This is a genomic window from Nocardiopsis sp. CNS-639 (genome assembly GCF_000381685.1).
GTDB classification, from domain to species: domain Bacteria; phylum Actinomycetota; class Actinomycetes; order Streptosporangiales; family Streptosporangiaceae; genus Nocardiopsis; species Nocardiopsis dassonvillei.
Map to the genome: position 1 here is coordinate 289,112 of NZ_KB906857.1, position 18,038 is coordinate 307,149.

General features: G+C 74.0%; 19 protein-coding genes. 10 read left to right on the forward strand and 9 right to left on the reverse strand.

What is annotated here, in order from left to right:
* The first annotated feature begins 11 nt into the window (after nucleotides 1–11).
* Nucleotides 12–251 carry a hypothetical protein gene (locus G011_RS0108660; protein WP_026338148.1) on the forward strand — a complete coding sequence of 80 codons (240 nt, stop codon included), beginning with the start codon at nucleotides 12–14 and terminating at the stop codon, nucleotides 249–251.
* On the opposite strand, the gene G011_RS0108665 is transcribed toward G011_RS0108660, so the two are convergent.
* From G011_RS0108665 to G011_RS0108675, 3 genes are read right to left on the reverse strand one after another with little or no spacing between them, the layout of a single operon-like run.
* Complete coding sequence (locus G011_RS0108665; RefSeq protein WP_019608122.1) at nucleotides 224–1,342, reverse strand: glycosyltransferase family 4 protein; 1,119 nt, start codon at nucleotides 1,340–1,342, stop codon at nucleotides 224–226. The genes G011_RS0108660 and G011_RS0108665 overlap by 28 nt on opposite strands.
* Nucleotides 1,339–2,274, reverse strand: coding sequence for a glycosyltransferase family 2 protein (locus G011_RS0108670; protein WP_019608123.1), 936 nt, complete (start codon nucleotides 2,272–2,274; stop codon nucleotides 1,339–1,341). The genes G011_RS0108665 and G011_RS0108670 overlap by 4 nt, the downstream gene beginning before the upstream one ends.
* 53 nt (nucleotides 2,275–2,327) lie before the next feature.
* Nucleotides 2,328–4,376: a hypothetical protein gene (locus G011_RS0108675; RefSeq protein WP_019608124.1), complete on the reverse strand. Its 2,049-nt coding sequence runs from the start codon at nucleotides 4,374–4,376 to the stop codon at nucleotides 2,328–2,330.
* A gap of 97 nt (nucleotides 4,377–4,473) precedes the next feature.
* Here G011_RS0108675 and G011_RS0108680 point away from each other — a divergent pair, with 97 nt between their 5' ends.
* Nucleotides 4,474–5,298: a TIGR03089 family protein gene (locus G011_RS0108680; RefSeq protein ID WP_019608125.1), complete on the forward strand. Its 825-nt coding sequence runs from the start codon at nucleotides 4,474–4,476 to the stop codon at nucleotides 5,296–5,298.
* Nucleotides 5,299–5,368: 70 nt separating this feature from the next.
* On the opposite strand, the gene G011_RS0108685 is transcribed toward G011_RS0108680, so the two are convergent.
* Together G011_RS0108685 and G011_RS0108690 are read right to left on the reverse strand one after the other, a co-directional pair.
* Complete coding sequence (locus G011_RS0108685; protein ID WP_013154783.1) at nucleotides 5,369–6,577, reverse strand: amidohydrolase; 1,209 nt, start codon at nucleotides 6,575–6,577, stop codon at nucleotides 5,369–5,371.
* A 65-nt stretch (nucleotides 6,578–6,642) separates the two neighbouring features.
* A complete protein-coding gene (locus G011_RS0108690) occupies nucleotides 6,643–7,455 on the reverse strand; it encodes a Scr1 family TA system antitoxin-like transcriptional regulator (protein WP_013154784.1) in 813 nt (270 codons plus the stop codon).
* Nucleotides 7,456–7,739: 284 nt separating this feature from the next.
* On the opposite strand from G011_RS0108690, the gene G011_RS0108695 reads away from it, so the two are divergent.
* A complete protein-coding gene (locus G011_RS0108695; protein WP_019608127.1) occupies nucleotides 7,740–8,426 on the forward strand; it encodes a peptidylprolyl isomerase in 687 nt (228 codons plus the stop codon).
* Nucleotides 8,427–8,597: 171 nt separating this feature from the next.
* Here G011_RS0108695 and G011_RS0108700 read toward each other — a convergent pair whose 3' ends face one another.
* Nucleotides 8,598–9,773 (reverse strand): cysteine desulfurase family protein, encoded by a 1,176-nt coding sequence (locus G011_RS0108700; protein WP_019608128.1) that lies wholly within the window; start codon nucleotides 9,771–9,773, stop codon nucleotides 8,598–8,600.
* Between the two features lie 165 nt (nucleotides 9,774–9,938).
* Between G011_RS0108700 and aroA the strand changes: the two genes are divergently transcribed.
* The 3 genes from aroA to G011_RS0108715 are packed head-to-tail and all read left to right on the forward strand — an operon-like array spanning nucleotide 9,939 to nucleotide 12,567.
* Nucleotides 9,939–11,285 carry a 3-phosphoshikimate 1-carboxyvinyltransferase gene (gene aroA, locus G011_RS0108705; protein ID WP_019608129.1) on the forward strand — a complete coding sequence of 449 codons (1,347 nt, stop codon included), beginning with the start codon at nucleotides 9,939–9,941 and terminating at the stop codon, nucleotides 11,283–11,285.
* Nucleotides 11,282–12,298, forward strand: a complete 1,017-nt coding sequence (gene rsgA, locus G011_RS0108710) for a ribosome small subunit-dependent GTPase A (RefSeq protein WP_019608130.1) — start codon at nucleotides 11,282–11,284, stop codon at nucleotides 12,296–12,298. The genes aroA and rsgA overlap by 4 nt, the downstream gene beginning before the upstream one ends.
* A 32-nt stretch (nucleotides 12,299–12,330) precedes the next feature.
* A complete protein-coding gene (locus tag G011_RS0108715; protein ID WP_013154789.1) occupies nucleotides 12,331–12,567 on the forward strand; it encodes a hypothetical protein in 237 nt (78 codons plus the stop codon).
* Nucleotides 12,568–12,582: 15 nt separating this feature from the next.
* Here G011_RS0108715 and G011_RS0108720 read toward each other — a convergent pair whose 3' ends face one another.
* Complete coding sequence (locus G011_RS0108720) at nucleotides 12,583–12,939, reverse strand: helix-turn-helix domain-containing protein (RefSeq protein WP_019608131.1); 357 nt, start codon at nucleotides 12,937–12,939, stop codon at nucleotides 12,583–12,585.
* A 96-nt stretch (nucleotides 12,940–13,035) separates the two neighbouring features.
* On the opposite strand from G011_RS0108720, the gene G011_RS0108725 reads away from it, so the two are divergent.
* Nucleotides 13,036–13,926: an NAD(P)-dependent oxidoreductase gene (locus G011_RS0108725; protein WP_019608132.1), complete on the forward strand. Its 891-nt coding sequence runs from the start codon at nucleotides 13,036–13,038 to the stop codon at nucleotides 13,924–13,926.
* A 223-nt stretch (nucleotides 13,927–14,149) separates the two neighbouring features.
* Here the strand turns inward: G011_RS0108725 and G011_RS0108730 are convergent, their stop codons facing one another.
* Nucleotides 14,150–14,440, reverse strand: a complete 291-nt coding sequence (locus G011_RS0108730; RefSeq protein WP_019608133.1) for a DUF2087 domain-containing protein — start codon at nucleotides 14,438–14,440, stop codon at nucleotides 14,150–14,152.
* Nucleotides 14,441–14,453: 13 nt separating this feature from the next.
* Nucleotides 14,454–15,038 (reverse strand): TetR family transcriptional regulator, encoded by a 585-nt coding sequence (locus G011_RS0108735; RefSeq protein WP_019608134.1) that lies wholly within the window; start codon nucleotides 15,036–15,038, stop codon nucleotides 14,454–14,456.
* Nucleotides 15,039–15,193: 155 nt separating this feature from the next.
* Between G011_RS0108735 and hisN the strand changes: the two genes are divergently transcribed.
* The 3 genes from hisN (at nucleotide 15,194) to G011_RS0108750 (ending at nucleotide 18,032) form a co-directional block, all read left to right on the forward strand.
* Nucleotides 15,194–16,000: a histidinol-phosphatase gene (hisN, locus tag G011_RS0108740; RefSeq protein WP_019608135.1), complete on the forward strand. Its 807-nt coding sequence runs from the start codon at nucleotides 15,194–15,196 to the stop codon at nucleotides 15,998–16,000.
* Between the two features lie 60 nt (nucleotides 16,001–16,060).
* Nucleotides 16,061–16,576: a hypothetical protein gene (locus G011_RS0108745; protein WP_019608136.1), complete on the forward strand. Its 516-nt coding sequence runs from the start codon at nucleotides 16,061–16,063 to the stop codon at nucleotides 16,574–16,576.
* Nucleotides 16,577–16,775: 199 nt separating this feature from the next.
* Complete coding sequence (locus G011_RS0108750; RefSeq protein ID WP_019608137.1) at nucleotides 16,776–18,032, forward strand: ABC transporter permease; 1,257 nt, start codon at nucleotides 16,776–16,778, stop codon at nucleotides 18,030–18,032.
* Nucleotides 18,033–18,038: the final 6 nt, after the last annotated feature.

Below are 18,038 nucleotides of genomic sequence, written 5' to 3' on the forward strand. Positions count from 1 at the left end.
CCGCGGAGGTGGTGGACCCGGAGCGGGGGTGGCGGCCGGGATCGTGGCGGCGCTGGGGCACCACCGCGCTCACCCGCGACCCGGCCGCCGCTCTGACGCGCCTGTCCGAGGACGACCGCGACGCCCTGCTCCTGAGCGCCCGGGGAGAGCTGGCCTACGGGGGGACCGCTCTGGCGGCGTCCCCGTGGGCGCCGCGCACTCCCGTCTCCGGTGCCGGAGACCCTCAGGCCCCGAGCAACCGCTCGGTGTAGGCCCGCCAGTACGGCTCGGTCTCCACCGGGCGGACCCCCGCGCGCAGCCGCTCGGGCTCCCCCGGCGCGTAGAACTCCCCCAGCGCGCGGGCCAGGTCGGCGGCGTCGCCCGGCGCGCACAGCAGGCCGTCGACCCCCTCGCGCACGTGGTCGGGGAGGGTTCCGGCGCGGGTGGCCACCACCGGAATCCCGTGCTCGTGCGCCAGCCACACGTTCTGGGTGGCGGTGGCGGTGCGGTAGGGCAGCACCACCGCGTCGGCCGAGGCGAACAGCTCCGGCAGCTCACCGGCGGGGACGTACCCGTCCCGCAGCCGCACCCGGTCGGCGATCCCCAGCCCGGCGGCCAGTTCCTCCAGCTCCGCCGTGCCACCCCAGAACTCCCCGGCCACGGTGAGCGCCACGTCCCCGGGCACTCCGTCGGCCAGGGCGCGCAGCAGCAGGTCCACCCCCTTGTAGGGGCGGACGATACCCAGGAAGAGCAGGTGCCGCCGCTCCCCCGGCGCCGGGGCGACCGCGCCGCCGGTCTCGGGCAGGTGCGGGGGCATCCGGGCGACCACGGGCCGCCGCGCCCCGGGCCCCCGGAGCCCCTCGGCCAGGCGCGCCTGCTCGGGCGAGTGGGCGACCACGCCGTCCACCCGCCGCAGCAGGGCCCGCACGAGGGACACGTCCACGGCCCGGCGCTCGTGGGGCAGCACGTTGTGGCACAGCGCCACCACCCGCGCGCCCCCGGAACGCCGCACGGAGCGCACCCCGGCGAGGACGCCGAGGTAGGCGGGCACCTGCACCGGGGAGAACAGGGTGAGCACCACCAGGTCGGCCTCGCGGGCCAGGCGCCGCCCCGTCCGCCACCACCCGTCCGGCCGGTACCAGGCCAGCTCGTGGCGGGTGCCGGGGTAGGGCTCGCCCTCGGGGACCTCGATGGTCTGCTGTCCGGGGTAGAGGGCGGCCGGGTACTGCGCCCGCCAGGACTCCACGGCCGTGGGGTGGCCCAGCGCGCTCAGCCGGTGCGCCAGCTCGGTGGTGTGCCGGGCGCCGCCGCCCTTGTAGGGGTGGGCCGGCCCGACCAGGGCCACCCGCGCCGCCGGGCTCACGCGCTCTCCCTGGAGCGCACGATGAGGTCGGCCAGCAGGGCGATCGCCGCGATGATCAGCCCCGTCATGAGGATCATGACGGTGTTGTTGGGGATGTAGAGCGGGTTGCGCACCTGGTCGAAGACGAACTTGGCGGTGCCGACCCCCAGCAGCACCAGGGAGGGCGGCATGAGCACCTTGAGCGGGTTGAAGTACATCACCATGCGCAGCACCTGGAGGATGTAGCGGTAGGCGTCGCCCACGAAGTGGAACTTGGACGTGCCCGCGCGCTTGGCGTACTCGATCGGCACGTACCTGACCGGGTGCTGGTTGGACAGGAAGGCCAGCGTGATGGTGGTGACGCAGGAGAACCCGGGCGGCAGCAGCCGCAGGTAGGGACGGGCGACCTCGCGGCGGAACACCCGCAGCCCCGAGTTGAGGTCGGGGATGCGGGTGTTGGTGAGGCGTTCGGCGATCTTGCGGATGACCCACTTGGCGGGCACCCGCAGGGCCTTGTGGCTGCCCATCTCCTGCGTGCGCGCGCCCACGACCTGGTCGGTCTCGGGGTCCTCCTCCAGCATGCCGACCAGCTCGGGGATGCGCTCGTTGGGGTAGCTCATGTCGGCGTCGGTCCACACGACGAACTCGCCGCGGGCCCGCTGGCTGCCGATCCGGCGGACGGTGCCCGACCCGCCGTTGTGCCCGAACGCGATGACGCGCATGTGCGGGTAGAGGGGCTCCACCTCGCGCAGCCGGGCCAGGGTCGCGTCGGTGGAGGCGTCGTCCACGGCCAGCAGCTCGTAGGAGTACCCGGAGGCGTCCATGGCGCCGCAGATCCGTTTGACCTCGTCGACGACGTGGGTCTCCTCGTTGTAGCAGGGGAGCACGATGGTGACGCGGACCGGCTGGTCCTCGCCGTGCTGCCTGGGTGCGTCGTCGCTTCTGTGGCTCATGGGTTCTTCTTCGGCGGGATGGGGTGGGTTCGGGAAGGGGCCGGGCCGGGCACTCATCCCCCGTCGGGGAACACGGACACCCACACGTTTCCCCTGAAGGCCCAGGAACCGGTCGGCGGTTCCATGAGGGTACTCGGGTCCATCTGAGCGTTCACCTGGAAGGGGCGCTCGGGCTCGGCCTCACCGCCCGTGAGGTCCTCCAGGACCTGCCAGTCGGAGGCGGCGAGCACGGCGTCGCGGTCGCGTTCGTGGATCTCGGAGACCACGCGGTCCACGTCCCCGGGGGTCGGCTCGTCCATGGACGCGGTGGGCACCCCGCAGACGTTGCGCAGCAGCGGCATGTAGTTCCCGGCCATGTCGGAGTCGACCACGACCACCGAGGCGTCCTCCGACAGCGCCGCGCAGAGCCGGTGCGTGGCGGCGACGCTGCCGACGTCCTGTCTGTACCCCATGATCCCGGCCGCCGTGCCCGCGGTGGGGACGATCAGCGCCACCGACGCGCTGGCGGCGACCACGACGGGGAGGGCGCGGGCCGCCGCCGTGCTCCGACCGGAGTGGGCGGCGACGGCGCAGTAGCGGGTGAGCCAGGCCAGGAACCAGACGGCGAACAGGATGAACGCCGGGATGACCAGGGCGATCAGCCGTCTGCTGGCCCAGGGGTGGTCGGGGGTGATGGCGGGCCGCAGCAGGGTGGTGCCGACCGTCCACACCAGCAGCATGGCGGGCAGCAGCCACTGGGGGTCGCGCCGCTGGAAGAGGCGGCGCAGCACGTGGGCGACGCCGAGCGAGGCGAACAGGACCGTGGCCAGGCCCACGTACCAGCCCACCCAGTACAGGCTCATGTCGTAGTAGGTGCGGCTGCCCTCGACGGGCAGGCCCTCGCGCTGCTGGACGTAGGCGACCCAGCCGTCGGTGAAGTCGCTGCCGTGCCCGTAGTCCGGCCACAGCAGGGGGCGGACGGCGAACAGCACCATGGCGAGCAGGGCGAGCGCGGCCACCGCGTCGGGCAGCCGGCGCACGCGTTCCACGCGCGGAACGCCGTGGCGCCACAGGGCGGCGGTGGCCGCGACGGTGACGGCGATGACGACGGCGCTGATGAGCAGCAGGGGGTTGAGGGAGTCGGAGAGGTACTCCAGGTAGGGCAGGGACAGCCCGTACCCGGCGTACAGGCCCAGCCCCACACCCGCGGCCAGCCCGCCCAGCAGCGGCAGGGCCTGTCCCCGGCGGGCGAGCAGCAGCAGGCCGATGAACCCGACCACGGGCAGCAGGTCGCGGATCGCGTCGATGCGCACCACCAGCCCCAGGCCGAACGCCAGTCCCGCCACGGCGGCCAGCGTGTGCGCGGCCGACCACCGGTCGGTGAGCCGGGTGCGCCGCGCGAGCGCGTCGTAGGCCAGGACCAGGCCGCCCAGCAGCAGGATCTGGGTGACCGGCTCGCTGTAGGTGAAGCGGCTGACCCACTGCTGGGGCAGGCACACGGCCAGGACCAGGGCGGCCAGGGGCGCCCAGCGGATCCCGACCAGACGCGCGGTGAGTCCTGCGAAGGTCAGCACGCCCAGCGCGCCCAGGACCGGCGTCGTGACGAGCATCCCGTCGAGCCCGCCCAGCCAGTAGCCGATGGAGGTCACCAGGGGCGCACCGGCCATGAACTGCGGCCAGATGACGTCGCCGCGCTGGTAGTGGGCCAGGCTCTGGTAGTTGAGCGAGGGATCGTCGCCCGCGATCAGCTCGCGCTGCTGCGGGATGGGCAGGAACCCGTTCTCGGCGATCCACGCCGTGTACATGGCGTAGGAGGCGGGGTCGCGGCGGATGACCAGGGCCTCGGCGTGGTAGGCGATCTGCACGGCGGCGAAGGCGACCGTGATCAGCACGACGAGGACGACCGGCCACCAGGGCGCGTCCTCCTCGTCGGGCGGGTCCGGAATGAGCCGGGGCACCAGGAGGCAGGCCGCGAGCACGGCGGGCGTTCCGATGACGGCTGCCGTCAGCGGGGTGAGGGAGCCCAGGGCCAGGAGGGGGAAGGCCACCAGGAGCCAGGCCGAGACGGCGATCGCGGGGAGCGCGGTGGCACGGGCGAGGAACCGTGCGGGGAGCAAGCGCATGGGGCAACTCTGACAGCTCCCCGGCACCAACGCACACCCGTGGCGGCTCGCGCGCGGGGGCCGCGCGGACCCCGCGCGACGCCCTAGAGTGGCGGGCATGTCCGAAACTCCCGCGCAGCTGTGGCGCGCCCTGGTCTCCGACGACCCGTCCCGACCCTTCGTGACCTCCTACGACGCCTCGGGCGGCCGGGTGGAGCTGTCGCGCGCCACCTTCGACAACTGGGTGTCCAAGACCGCGAACATGCTGGTGGACGGCTTGGGGGCGCAGCCGGACGACCGGGTGGTGCTGGCCCTGCCGGTGCACTGGCAGTCGCTGGTGTGGCTGGTCTCGTGCTGGTCGGTGGGGGCCGTGGCGGAGTTCGCGCGGCCCGGCGCGGACCTGCCCGAGGGCGCCCAGGTCGCCGTGGCCGACGCCGACCGCCTGGAGGCCGCACTGGACAGCGGAGCCGAGGAGGTGGTGGGCACGTCCCTGCACCCGTTGGGGCTGCCGCTGGCCGAGGTGCCGCCCATGGTGCTCGACTACTCGGTGGAGGTGCGCGGGCACGGCGACCACTTCTCGCCCTACCCCGTGGACCCGGGGGCGCCCGCTCTGCGCGGCCCCGGCGTCCGGACCGGCGCGGAGCTGACCGCCGGGGGCCGCGACTGGGCGCGGCGGTGGGAGCTGGACGCCGAGGACCGGGTGGCGCTGTTCGCCGAACCCGACGCCCCGCTGACCCTGCTCGGGGAGGGCGCGGAGCTGCTGCTGGCCCCGGTCGCGGCGGGCGCGCCGCTCGTCCTGACGCCGCTGGGCTCCGCGGGCCCCGACGAGGTGCTGCGCAGGGCCGGCATGGAGAAGGTCACCGTGGCGGTGCGCGGGGCGGAGGGGGCCGGTGGCGCGGCGCTGCCGGACGGGGCCCCCTTCCGGACGGTGGGGCTCTCCTAGGGGACGTGTCCTGCGGGCTCCTGGGCGGCGCGTCCGGCGACCCGGGGTCGGGGGGTCCCGGCGCGGCCGTTCACCCCTCGCGGTAGTAGGCGTCGAGCACGGTGCGCTCGCGTGTGGCCTCGTCGTAGGTGTAGACCTCGCGGCCCTCGACGAACACGCGCAGGGCGCGGCTCATCACGTCCAGCGGGTCGCCCGACCACACGACCACGTCGGCGTCCAGGCCCGGTTTGAGGGAGCCGACCCGGTCGGAGATGCCCATGATCTCGGCGGGGTTGACCGTGAGGGCGCGGATCGCGGAGCGCGGGTCCATGCCCTCCTTGACGCACAGGGTGGCCTGGTGGACCAGGAACTCGATCGGGACGACCGGGTGGTCGGTGGTCAGGGCGACCTTGACCCCCGCCCGGTCGAGGATGCCGGGGTTGGCCAGGGTCTTGTTGTTGACCTCCACCTTGGAGCGGCTGGTCATGAGCGGGCCGGTGATGACGGGGATGCCGCGCGCGGCGATCTCGTCGGCCAGCAGGTGGCCCTCGGTGCAGTGGTTGATGATCAGCCGGTAGCCGAACTCGTCGGACAGGCGCATCGCGGTGTGGATGTCGTCGGCGCGGTGCGTGTGCTGGCACCACGGGAGTTCGCCGTCCAGGACCCGGACCAGTACCTCCAGGGTGGTGTCCCGCTCGAACGGGGTGCCCTCCGAGGCCGCGTGCTCGCGCCTGGCCCGGTAGTCCTGGGCCCTGGTGAAGGCGTCGCGGATGACGGCGGCCACGCCCTGGCGGGTGGAGGGCAGCTTGTCCTTGTTGCCGTAGACCCGCTTGGGGTTCTCGCCCAGGGCGCTCTTGACGCTGGCCGGGTGCCGGATCAGGCGGTCCTCCATGCTGCGGCCCCAGCACTTGATCGCCACGGTCTGGCCGCCGATGGGGTTGCCCGAACCGGGCTTGACGACCGAGCTGGTGACGCCTCCGGACAGGGCGTCGGCGAAGCCGCGGTCGGCGGGGTTGATGGCGTCCAGCGCGCGCATGCGGGCGCCGTTGGGGTCGGTCATCTCGTTGGTGTCGTCACCGGCCCAGCCGACGCCCTCCTCGTCGATGCCGATGTGGCCGTGGGCCTCCACGAAGCCGGGGAGCACCCACTTGCCGGAGGCGTCGACGACGGTGGCCCCCTCGGGGACCGTGACGTCGGCGCCGACGGCGGCGATCCGGCCGTCGGAGATGAGGACGGTGCCCCCGTCGATGGGGTCTCCGTCGACGGGCACGACGTATCCGGATGTGATCGCGATATCCATGGCGGGCAACCTAGCCCATCACGGGGCGTATCCCCAAGCCCTCCGGGGCTCGGGCGGACGGCCCGCTACCCCGCCGGCCAGCGGGCGGTGAGCAGCTCCGACCCCGGCGTGAGTTCCACGGTCGCGGCCTCGATGGCGTCGCGCACCGTGGTGCAGCGGCCCACCTGCTCGGGTTCGGCGGTCAGGTCCCCGCCCTCGGCCGCGAACGCGTAGACCATGCTGGGGCGGTCGGCGAACTCCATCAGCCGGAAGGCGCCGCCCAGACCGGGATGGTTCGGGGTCTGCTCGGGGATGACTCCCATGGTGACGATGCCCGCCTCGATCAGGTCGGCGAGGAAGTCGCGCTGGGCGTTGAGGACGGCGGCGCCGCCCTGCGGCCGTTGGAGGGCCGACTCGTTGAGGACCACCCGCAGCACGGGCCCCTCCGTCCCGGTCATCGCGGCCCGGTGGGCCATCTCCTCCTCCACCATCTCCTCGACCTCGTCCGGGGACAGGTCCGGATGGCGCGGGCGCAGCACCGCGCGCGAGTACTCGCGGGTGCGCAGGAACACCGGGACCGCCATGGGCTGGTGCTCCCACAGGTGGGTGGCGTGGACGCCCAGCTCGCGCTGGTCGCCGAACTCGTTGGGGAAGGCCTCGGCCTGGAGGGTGATCGCCCAGGCGTCCACGAGCTGGTGTTCGGCGCCCAGTGCGGTGTCCACCCGTTCGACCAGCGAGCGGGCCGGCCGGCAGTGCGCGCTCTCCACCTCGCGGAGCTTGTCGTCGGTCACCCCGACCGTCGCGGCGAGTTCGGCGCGTGAGAGCCCCCTGTCGGAGCGCGCGCGCAGTACCCTCGCGGCGAAGGGGAGCCACATCGCGGACGGCAGTGCGGTGTTCAATCCACTTCCCTCCCTCCAGCGCCAGGCGGGACCTCGCCCCCGGCACACCGCCGGCGCCCCGCCCCGTCCTCTTCCGACCCTCTCCCGTGCCGGGGTCGCCGGTCAAGCGACCGGACGGGTACGGCGATCCGTGACAAGTCATCGGGGCGTCTCGGCGGAGCGGCCCCCGGGGCGGACCGTGGTCGCGCCATGACGGAAAGCCAACCCGCTGACGAGGGCACTTCCCCCGGCCGAGTAGCCTGTGTGCCGCCCAGCCGCGATCCTCATTTTCCGGAAGTGAACCGATGAAGCTTCTGCCCCTCCCGGCGACAGCCCTCCTGGCCTGCACCGCCCTGCTCGCCGCCTCCGCCTGCGCCAACGGCGCCGCAGCCCCGGCCGACCAGGGCGGATCGGAGGGCGGCGGCACGCCGGAGGAGACCGCCTCCGAGCAGACCGGCAGCCCCGCCGAGGTGGACGTCACCGGAGTCGAGGGCGCCACGCTGCACACCAGCGAGGGCGACATCGAACTGGAGCTGTTCCCCGAGGAGGCGCCCGTCACGGTGGCCAACTTCGTGGGCCTGGCCGAGGGCGAGGGCGTGCCCAACCCGGCGACGGGCGAGGCCGCCTTCTACGACGGCACCGTGTTCCACCGGGTGATCGACGACTTCATGATCCAGGGCGGCGACCCGCAGGGCACCGGCCAGGGCGGCCCGGGCTACACCTTCGAGGACGAGTTCGACTCCGGCCGCGAGTTCTCCGAGCCGGGCGTGCTGGCCATGGCCAACCGCGGCCCGAACACCAACGGCTCGCAGTTCTTCATCACCGTCGAGCCCACCCCGCACCTGAACGGCATGCACACGATCTTCGGGCACGTCGCGGACGAGGCGTCCATGGAGGTGGTGAACGGCATCGCCAACGTCGAGACCGACATGAACGACCGCCCCACCCAGGACGTGACCATCGAGTCCGTCACCGTGCACCGCGCGGAGTAGCCGCACCCCGGGCGCCGGTCGGAGAGTGGTGGTTCGGGCGCCCACGGGGTTCTGGAGGTGCCGGAGGCGGGTTCGTGAGGAACGAGCGAATCCGCCGTAGGCGCCGAAGGTTCCCGTTCTCCGGGCGCCCGAACACGGACCGAAGCGGAGCGGAGGTCCAAAAAACACTGCCTAACGGCGTCTGGCGCGGGCGGCCCTGGCCCGCTCCACGGCCGGTCCGATGGCCCGCGCCAGAGCCGCCACATCCTCCCGGGTGGAGGTGCGGCCCAGCGACAGACGCAGGCTGCTCAGCGCGGTCCCGGCGTCGGCGCCCATCTCCAGCAGCACGTGGCTGGGCTGGGCCACCCCCGCCGAGCAGGCCGAGCCGGTCGAGCAGGAAATGCCCTTGGCGTCCAGGAGCATGAGCAGCGCGTCCCCCTCGCAGCCGGGGAAGGAGATGTGCGAGATCCCCGGCAGTCTGTGCGCGGGGTCGCCGTTGACGACCGCGTCGGGCACCGCCTCGCGGACCCGCTCCTCCAGCTCGTCGCGCAGGCCCGCCAGGTGCTTGGCGTGCTCCTCGCGTTCGGCGACCGCCAGGTGGACGGCCGTGGCCAGTCCGCGCAGCAGCGGCGGGGACAGGGTGCCCGAGCGGATGTCGCGCTCCTGGCCGCCACCGTGCAGGACCGGCACCGGGGCCAGGCCGCGCGCGACCAGCAGCGCGCCCGCGCCCACCGGGCCGCCGAGCTTGTGGCCGCTGACCGTCAGCGCGCTCACCCCGCTCCCGGCGAAGTCGACCGGTTCCACGCCCACGGCCTGGACGGCGTCGGTGTGGAAGGGGATGCCGTACTCGGCGGCGACGGCGGCCAGCTCCCGGACCGGCTGCACCGTGCCCACCTCGTTGTTGGCCCACATGACCGACACGAGCGCGACCGCCTCGGGGCCGGAGCCGCCCTCGATCGTCTCCCGCAGGACCTCGGGGTCCACCCGGCCCAGCGCGTCGACGGGGATCTTCTCGTGCACGGCCCCCTGGTGCTCGGCCATCCAGTGCGCGGGGTCGAGGGCGGCGTGGTGCTCGACGGCACTGGTGAGAATCCTGGGCCTGCGGGCGTCGGGCGTGTTGCGCGCCCAGTACAGGCCCTTGACGGCGATGTTGTCCGACTCGGTGCCGCCCCCGGTGAAGACCACCTCGTGCGGGGTCGAGCCGAGCGCCCCGGCCAGGCGTTCGCGCGCCTCCTCCACCGTGCGGCGCGCGGCGCGCCCGTGGCCGTGCAGGGACGACGGGTTCCCGAGGGCGCCGAGCTCGGCCGCGACGTCGGCGGCGACCTCGGGGCGCACGTCGGTCGTGGCAGCGTGATCCAGATACACCATGGCCTGACAAGGATACGTCCGTCCCGGGTCGCCGGCCCCTCCGGGCCCGCGGCCGCACGCGCCGCCGGGCCAGTCGCCGAGGCGGCCGCCGCTCGCCTCCGACGCGTTGTCCACAGGCGGGAAGGCGTTCCCCTGCGGCCGCGCCGCTCCCGATAACCTTGTGTCATGCCTGAGTCCGCGTCCTCGCAGCCCGTCCAGTCCGGCCAGAACCCCGAGACCGCACCGTCCCCGAGCCCGGCCGGGGCCCCCGGCGGGCACTGGCCCGCGCCCACGGCCGAGCGGCCGGTGCGCGCCCGGCTGTCGCTGCCGGGGTCCAAGTCGATGACCAACCGCGCGCTGGTCCTGGCCGCCCTGTCGGAGACGCCGTGCCTGGTGCGCCGCCCGCTGGTCAGCCGGGACAGCGAGCTGATGGCGGGCTCCCTGCGCGCCCTGGGTGTGGGGATCACCACCGAGGGGGAGGACATGGCGGTCACCCCCGCCCCGCTGCGCGGCCCGGCCTCCGTCGACGTCGGCAACGCGGGCACGGTGATGCGGTTCGTGCCGCCGGTGGCGGCCCTGGCCTCGGGCACGGTGGAGTTCGACGGCGACCCGCGCGCCCGCGAGCGGCCCGTGGGCGAGCTGCTGGCCGCCCTGCGCGCCCTGGGCGCCGACATCGACGACGGCGGCCGCGGCGCGCTGCCGATGGCCGTGCACGGCACCGGCGCCGTGCGCGGCGGCGAGGTGACGCTCGACGCGTCCGGCTCCTCCCAGTTCGTGTCGGCCCTGCTCCTGAGCGGCGCCCGCTTCACCGAGGGCGTGCACGTGCGCCACTCCGGTCCCCCGGTGCCCTCCCAGCCGCACCTGGACATGACCGTGGAGATGCTGCGCGCGGCCGGGGTCACCGTGTCCACCGCCGACAACTCCTGGAGGGTCGAGCCAGGACCGGTCAAGGTCTCCGACATCACCGTGGAGCCCGACCTGTCCAACGCCGCGCCCTTCCTGGCCGCCGCGCTGGTCACCGGGGGCGAGGTGACGATCGAGGGGTGGCCGGAGCACACCACCCAGCCCGGCGACGAGCTGCGTTCGCTGTTCACCCGGATGGGCGGCGAGGTCTCCCGCTCCCCCGAGGGACTGCTCACCCTGCGCGGCACCGGCCGGATCCTGGGCATCGACGCCGACCTGCGCGACGTGGGCGAGCTCACGCCCACCGTGGCCGCCGTGGCCGCGCTCGCCACGACCCCCTCCCGGCTGACCGGCATCGCGCACCTGCGCCGCCACGAGACCGACCGGATCGCCGCGCTGGCCGCCGAGATCAACCGGCTGGGCGGCGACGCAGAGGAGCTGCCCGACGGGCTGGTCATCAACCCGCGCCCGATGCGCGGCGGGGTGTTCCACTCCTACGACGACCACCGGATGGCCACCTCGGGGGCGGTGATCGGGCTCGCGGTGCCCGGCGTGGAGGTGGAGAACATCGCCACCACGCGCAAGACCCTGCCCGACTTCCCGGGCCTGTGGGCGGAGGTCCTGGCATGAGCCGCACGCGGGGCGGGGGACGCCACCTGGACGAGGACGACATCCGCGTGCGCGCCCGGGGCGGTTCGCGCCCCCGCACCCGCACCCGGCCCAAGCACGAGAACGCCGTGGAGGGCCTGGTCACCGCCGTGGACCGGGGCCGGTACCGCTGCCTGGTCAACGGCGTCCCCGTCGTGGCGATGAAGGCCCGCGAGCTGGGCCGCGGCTCGATCGTGGTCGGCGACCGCGTCGACGTGGTCGGCGACCTGTCCGGCAGACCCGACACCCTGGCCCGCGTCGTGCGGGTCAGGGAGCGGGCGTCCGTGCTCAGACGCACGGCCGACGACACCGACCCGGTCGAGCGGGTGATCGTGGCCAACGCCGACCAGCTGGCGATCGTCTGCGCCCTGGCCGACCCCGCGCCGCAGCCGCGCTTCGTGGACCGCTGTCTGGTCGCCGCCTACGACGCCGGGCTCGCACCCCTGCTGTGCCTGACCAAGGCCGACCTGGCCGCCCCGGACGAGCTGGTGCGGGTGTACGCGCCCCTGGGCGTGCCCTACGAGGTGCTCGACCCCGAGAGCGGCCTGGACGGCCTGCGCGCCCGTCTGGCCGACCGCACCACCGTGCTCGTGGGCTCCTCCGGGGTGGGCAAGTCCACCCTGGTCAACCGGCTCGTCCCCGGCACCGACCGGGCCGTGGGCCACGTCAACGCCGTCACCGGACGGGGCCGCCACACCTCCACGTCCGCCGCAGCGCTGCCCTTCGAGGGCGGCTGGCTGATCGACACCCCGGGCGTGCGCAGCTTCGGCCTGGCCCACATCGACCCCGAGGACATCGTCGAGGGCTTCGCCGACCTGGCCGAGGCCGCCGAGGACTGCCCCGCGGGGTGCTCCCACCAACCCGACGCCCCCGGCTGCGCGATCCAGGCCGCGCTGGAGCGGGGGGAACTCGACCCGGACCGCGTGGCCTCCCTGCGCCGCCTGCTCACCAGCCGCGAGGGGGACGCGGGGGGCACTGACGAGAACGAGTCCTGACCGGCACCACCCCCTGTTCCCGGAGGAACCCCATGAAGGACGACGACAGGCGTACGAGCGCGGTGGGCGTCACGGGGGCCGCCAGTGCCCTCCTCGTGACAGCGGCGGTGCTCCTGGACATATGGATGGGGAACGGCGGGCCGGACCTGACGGTACTCGCCTACGTGCTCCTCGGGCTCGCCGTCGTCGCGCTCGCCTGGCAGGCGGTTCTCCTCGTACGGCCCCTCCGGCGTCGAGGCGCCCCGGGGAAGCACTCCGTCGAACGGTGACGGTGGTCCCGGACGTCAGCTCCGGCGGGCGTCCACCGGCTCCCCGGTGTCGATGACGTGCGCGCGGCCCCAGGCCCCGAGCGGGGCCAGGGCCTCGTTCAGGGACTCCCCCAGCGGGGTGAGCGAGTACTCGACCCGGGGCGGCACCTCGCCGAAGTCCTCCCGGTGCACGATCCCGTCCTGCTCCAGCTCGCGCAGGTGCGAGGCCAGGACCTTCTCGGTGACGCCGTCGAGCGTCCGGCGCAGCTCACCGAAGCGGCGCGGCTCCTCCTCCAACGCCCACAGGATCAGCACCTTCCACCTGCCGCCGATGACGTCCATCGCCGCGTCGATGCCGCAGTGGTACGCGCCGGGCCTCCGTACGCCGACCATCGCCCCTCCCTCCCACCAGCACGCTTACCCCGGAGTGCGCACGCACTTCGAAGTGCGTACTTGTCGGGGCTCCGACGGGCGACGAGCCTAGTGCACATGAACGCACACGACACCGACAAGCCCCGCGTCGCCCTGCTCGGGCTCGGGGACATGGGCACCGCCCTCGCCCGCGCCTGGCTCGCCGCCGGGTACCCGCTGACCGTCTGGAACCGGACCCCGTCCCGAGCCGAGCCACTGGCCCGGGAGGGCGCCGACGTCGCCGCGACGGCGGCCGGGGCGGTCGCCTCCGCCCGCCTGGTGGTGGCCTGCCTGCTCGACGACGACTCCGTGGGCGCGACGCTGGCCGACGCCGACCTGGCGGACCGGGACCTGTTCAACCTCACCACCGGGACGCCGGACCAGGCGCGGGCCCGCGCGGAGTGGGCTCGCGGGCGCGGCGCCCGCTTCGTCAGCGGCGGCGTCATGGCCGTTCCGCCGATGATCGGCGCCTCCGGCTCGGGCGGGTACGTGTTCTACAGCGGTTCCGAGGAGGCCTTCGCCGAGCACGAGGCGGCCCTGTCCGCCGTGGCCGGGACCGTGTTCGTCGGCGAGGACGCCGGGCTGGCCGACCTGTACGACGTGGCCCTGCTCAGCGCGATGAGCGGCATGTTCGCCGGGGTCGCGCACGCCTTCGCCCTGGTCCGCGACGAGGACGTGCCGCTGAAGGGGTTCGCGTCCCTGCTGGCGGACTGGCTGGGCGCGATGACCCTCGGCGTCCACACCACCGCGGAGCACCTGGAGAGCGGCGACTACACCACGGGGGTCGTGTCCAACCTCGCCATGCGGGTGAGGGGCAACCGGACCCTGCTGCGCACCGCCGAGGAACGGGGGGTGAGCACCGAACTCCTCGCACCGTACGCGGAGCTGATGGAGCGCCGCCTCGCCCGGGGCCACGGCGACGAGGACGATACGGGGGTGGTGGACCTGCTCGCCGCGTCCCGCCGCTGAACGCGGGCGGGCCGCGCTCACCGGGCAGCCGCACCGGCTTCCGCCGGCTGCGGCCGCCCGGTCCGGGTCCCGGGGCGGCGGTGGCCGGAAGGGTCCGTCGTGCCGGTGCTCCGCGGCGTGACCCCGTACCCGTAGCGGGGTTCGGGCGCCGACACCGGCTACGAGCACAGGAGCATCACAGCTCGGAGTCCCTGGGACCACACCGGCGGCGCTTCCGCCCTGGTCAGACCTCCACGGTCCCGCCGCAGCGCCAGTACCGAGTGCGGTCGCGCTCCATGAACCCCTCGTCGACCAGGCCGCGGCGCAGCACCGCCACGTTGGCGCTGAACCCGCTCAGGACCGCGTTGACCTCGGCCTCGCTGTAGCGCACCCCCGGTTCGAAGGCCCGGGCCACCTGGTCGAGCAGGACCAGCCGGGCGGTGCGGCGGACCGGGATCGCGGTGATCCGCCCGTCCGCCATGCAGGCGCGCAGCACCTCCCGGCGCTCGCTCTCCGTCAGCGGACCCTCCACCACGCCGCCACCTCCCTCAGCGGCCGACCATCAGCATCCCGTGCACGACCGTCTCGACCCTGCGCGCGGCCTCGTCGGGGTCGATGGGCTGCAGCGAGTAGGACACCGTCAGGCGCAGGGCGACGTCGGCCGCGACCTCGGCGGCGGAGTCGGCCAACTCCGGGTAGCGCTCCCCCAGCAGGGCGGTGATGCGCTCGCCCAGGACGCCCAGCAGGGGCTCGGCGCGCGTGGTGAGCACCGGCAGGAGCCCGTGGTCCCCGGTCACCACCGCGCGCAGCAGCGGGTTGTCGCGGGCGGACAGCAGCACCAGGCGCGTGGCCCGGCTCACCGCGTGCGGGGGGTTCTCGCCCTCCTCCTCCAGGAGGCGCACCACCCGGTCCAGCAGCGCGTTGACCTCGCGTACCACGACGGCCTGGAGCAGGCCCTCCTTGCTGCCGAACACGTTGTACAGGGTCTGGCGCGACACCCGGGCGACCGCCGCGATGTCCGCCATGCGCCGGTCGGACCAGCCGCCCGAGACGACCTCGGCGTAGGCGGCGTCCAGCAACCGCTCCCGCGCCGAGGTGCCCTCGGCGCGCCCCTGTCGGTTCGCGGTGTCCATGCTCCCCATCCTCGCATCCGCCGCCGCGGACGACATCCCCGACGCCCCGCCGGGCCGCCGCTCCCGCGGTGCCGGGCGGTCGGGACCTAACACTCTGGTCACGCGTGTGCGCCCCTTTGGCCATGTTCGTGCCCGTGAAGGTAGCGTTACCGGTCATGGTGTCCTTTGACGATGACCTGCGGCTGGCCCACGTGCTCGCCGACGCTGCCGACGACATCGCGCTCAAGCGCTTCCGGGCGCTCGACCTCGTCGTCGACACCAAACCCGACTTCACCCACGTCACCGAGGCCGACCGGATGGTGGAGGAGACGCTGCGCGGCGTACTCTCCCGCGCCCGGCCCCGCGACGCCGTGGTGGGCGAGGAGTACGGCAAGACGGGCAACAGCAACCGGGTGTGGGTCATCGACCCCATCGACGGCACCGCGAACTACGTCCGCGGCGTCCCGGTGTGGGCGACCCTGATCGCCCTGCTGGAGGGGGACCGCCCCGTGGTGGGCGTGGTCTCGGCCCCGGCGCTGTACCGCCGCTGGTGGGCCTCCCGGGGTGCCGGCGCCTGGCAGGGCCGCAGCCTGTCCAAGGCCTCGCGCTGCCACGTGTCCAAGGTGTCGGATCTGTCGGAGGCCTCGCTGAGCTTCGCCTCGCTGACCGGCTGGGAGCAGCAGGGCCGCCTCGACTCCTTCCTCGGCCTGACCCGCTCGGTCTGGCGCACCCGCGCCTACGGAGACTTCTGGTCGCACGTGATGGTCGCCGAGGGCGTCGTGGACATCTCCGCCGAGCCCGAGCTGTCGCTGTGGGACGCCGCGCCGCTGCCCGTCATCCTGGAGGAGGCGGGCGGCCGGGCCACCAACCTGCGCGGCGAGGGCTTCGAGGACGGCGGCCCCCTGGTGTGCACCAACGGGGAGATCCACGACCAGGTGCTGACCTGGCTCAACGGCGGCCCCACCCCGCTACACCGCGTCTGAGCCCCCCGAGCACGACAGCGAGTACACGCGGGAGCACCGTACGTAGTAACGTGCGGTGGTGTGCTGAACACGACACCCCTGCGGGCCGTCCTGTGCGCGGCCGCGGTCCTGCTGGCCACCGCCTGCGGCGGTGGCCACGGACACGGTCCCGAACAGCTGGGCGAGATGATCGCCGACACCGTGCGCTCCTCCGTACGGGGTGAGGGCCCCGGCCTGGGCGTCCCCGACACCGCGTTCGACCCCGCCAGGTACCTGTGCGTGCCCGCCGTGGACGGCCGGACCGCCCGCCTCTGGCGCACCGAGGCGCCGCGCACGGCCTCGGACGGCCCCGTCGAACTGGGCGTCCTGGCGCCGGAGGACGCGGACACCCGCTCGGTGACCGTCTCCGTCATCGGACCCCGCGGCGGCACCGCCGCCACCGAGGCGGCGGTCTCCCCCGGCGAGTGGACCCGCGTGCGCTACCCCGACGACTTCGAGGGCGCCGGGGGCGACCCCTCCGCCGGGGCGCACACGGTGGTCTGGTCGGACACCGGCTCCGGGACGCCGCTCACCTGCGACGGCTTCGAGGCGGTCTGAGGCCCCGGTCGCGCCGCGTCCCCAGCCGCCCCTCCCCCCTGCGCACGGCCCGAAACGGCGACCCGAGATTCGCGCCGTCGGGCTGAACCGAAACCGTCCCCTTCCACGATGAGTCTGGTGAAACCCCGCCACCCCCGCGGGTATCCCGCCGCCGCCGTCGCGGCGTCCGGATCTCACAGACATCACGGGAAGGGGCCGAATGCTGCGTTCCCTCACAGCCGGGATCGTGCTGGCCTTCGCCGGTTCACGGGCCAACGTGGCCCGGACCATCCTGTCCTGCGCGGGCATCGTCGTCGGTGTCGGCGCGCTGATCCTCGTGGTCAGCGCCAGTGACTTCGGCCAGCGCTTCGCCACCGCCTACAGCGAGGCCAACGCGGGCCGCCCGGCGACCCTGGAGGTCACCGTGCACGGCCGGGTCACCGACCGCGCCGCCTTCGAGCAGGACCTGGTCCGGGCGGGCGGCCAGGACATCTCGATCTACCACAGGCCCTCCCAGGTCCCCTCGATCCGCTCCGGCGGCTCCGTCCTGCCCGACGTGGAGTTCCTCGGCGTGGACCCCACCCTGGGCGACATCCGGCGGATGAACCTGGCCGAGGGCCGCTGGTTCACCGAGGCCGACACCGAGTCTCTGGCCCCGGTCATGGTCGTCAACGAGGAACTCGCGAACGCGTTGGGCGACCTCACCCGCGTCCAGGTCGGCACCGACCAGTGGACGGACGTGCGCGTCATCGGCGTCCTGGAGGGCTCCGCGCTGGACATGGGCTGGTACAGCGCCTACCTGCTGCGCGCCCCCGCCTCCGAGGAACTGCTCTTCGGGACCTCCACCGGCGCCCGGGAGCAGGAGGAGTCGGCCGACCCGTTCCTCATGGGCGACATGACCACCTACCAGGTGCGGATCGACCCCAGCGACCCCGCGGCGCAGGACCCGTGGGGCGAGGTCTTCTCCGAGCGCCTGGCGTCGGTGTCCTGGCGCTGGGGCGTGGAGGACCGGGAGGCCGTCATGGCCTACCGCACGGACTACGCCGAGGAGATCGGCCAGGTCATCACCTACATGTCCTGGGGTCTGACCGGCATCGCCGCCGTCACCCTCACCACCGGCCTGCTGGGCGTGCTCAACGTGGGGCTGGTCACCGTGCGCGAACGCCGCCGCGAACTGGCCACCTACCGCGCCCTGGGCGCGAGCCGGTTCACCCTGTTCGTGGCCGTGGTCATGGAGTCGGTCGTGGTGTCCCTGGTGGCCGGGCTCATCGCGCTGGCCGCCTGCTGGGCCCTGCTGGCCGCCGTCGGCGCGGTGCTGGGCGGCCTCGTGTCGCTGCCCGCCGACGTCCCCCTCGTCATCCCCGCGTCCGGAGTACTCGTCGGCCTGGGCAGCGCCGCCCTCGTCGGGATGCTGGCCGGGATCATCCCCGCGATGCGGGCGCTGCGCGCGTCCGTGGTCGCCGGACTCCGGGAATAGGAGACA

Excerpts from the sequence above, each read along its gene's own strand:
- G011_RS0108720 (WP_019608131.1), bottom strand. The coding sequence starts at position 12,939 with ATGGTCGGCGTACGGAGGCCCGGCGCGTACCACTGCGGCATCGACGCG.
- G011_RS0108725 (WP_019608132.1), top strand. The coding sequence starts at position 13,036 with ATGAACGCACACGACACCGACAAGCCCCGCGTCGCCCTGCTCGGGCTC.
- G011_RS0108750 (WP_019608137.1), top strand. The coding sequence starts at position 16,776 with ATGCTGCGTTCCCTCACAGCCGGGATCGTGCTGGCCTTCGCCGGTTCA.
- G011_RS0108700 (WP_019608128.1), bottom strand. The coding sequence starts at position 9,773 with ATGGTGTATCTGGATCACGCTGCCACGACCGACGTGCGCCCCGAGGTC.
- G011_RS0108715 (WP_013154789.1), top strand. The coding sequence starts at position 12,331 with ATGAAGGACGACGACAGGCGTACGAGCGCGGTGGGCGTCACGGGGGCC.
- G011_RS0108695 (WP_019608127.1), top strand. The coding sequence starts at position 7,740 with ATGAAGCTTCTGCCCCTCCCGGCGACAGCCCTCCTGGCCTGCACCGCC.
- rsgA (WP_019608130.1), top strand. The coding sequence starts at position 11,282 with ATGAGCCGCACGCGGGGCGGGGGACGCCACCTGGACGAGGACGACATC.
- G011_RS0108685 (WP_013154783.1), bottom strand. The coding sequence starts at position 6,577 with ATGGATATCGCGATCACATCCGGATACGTCGTGCCCGTCGACGGAGAC.
- G011_RS0108670 (WP_019608123.1), bottom strand. The coding sequence starts at position 2,274 with ATGAGCCACAGAAGCGACGACGCACCCAGGCAGCACGGCGAGGACCAG.
- hisN (WP_019608135.1), top strand. The coding sequence starts at position 15,194 with ATGGTGTCCTTTGACGATGACCTGCGGCTGGCCCACGTGCTCGCCGAC.
- G011_RS0108680 (WP_019608125.1), top strand. The coding sequence starts at position 4,474 with ATGTCCGAAACTCCCGCGCAGCTGTGGCGCGCCCTGGTCTCCGACGAC.
- G011_RS0108675 (WP_019608124.1), bottom strand. The coding sequence starts at position 4,376 with ATGCGCTTGCTCCCCGCACGGTTCCTCGCCCGTGCCACCGCGCTCCCC.
- aroA (WP_019608129.1), top strand. The coding sequence starts at position 9,939 with ATGCCTGAGTCCGCGTCCTCGCAGCCCGTCCAGTCCGGCCAGAACCCC.
- G011_RS0108735 (WP_019608134.1), bottom strand. The coding sequence starts at position 15,038 with ATGGACACCGCGAACCGACAGGGGCGCGCCGAGGGCACCTCGGCGCGG.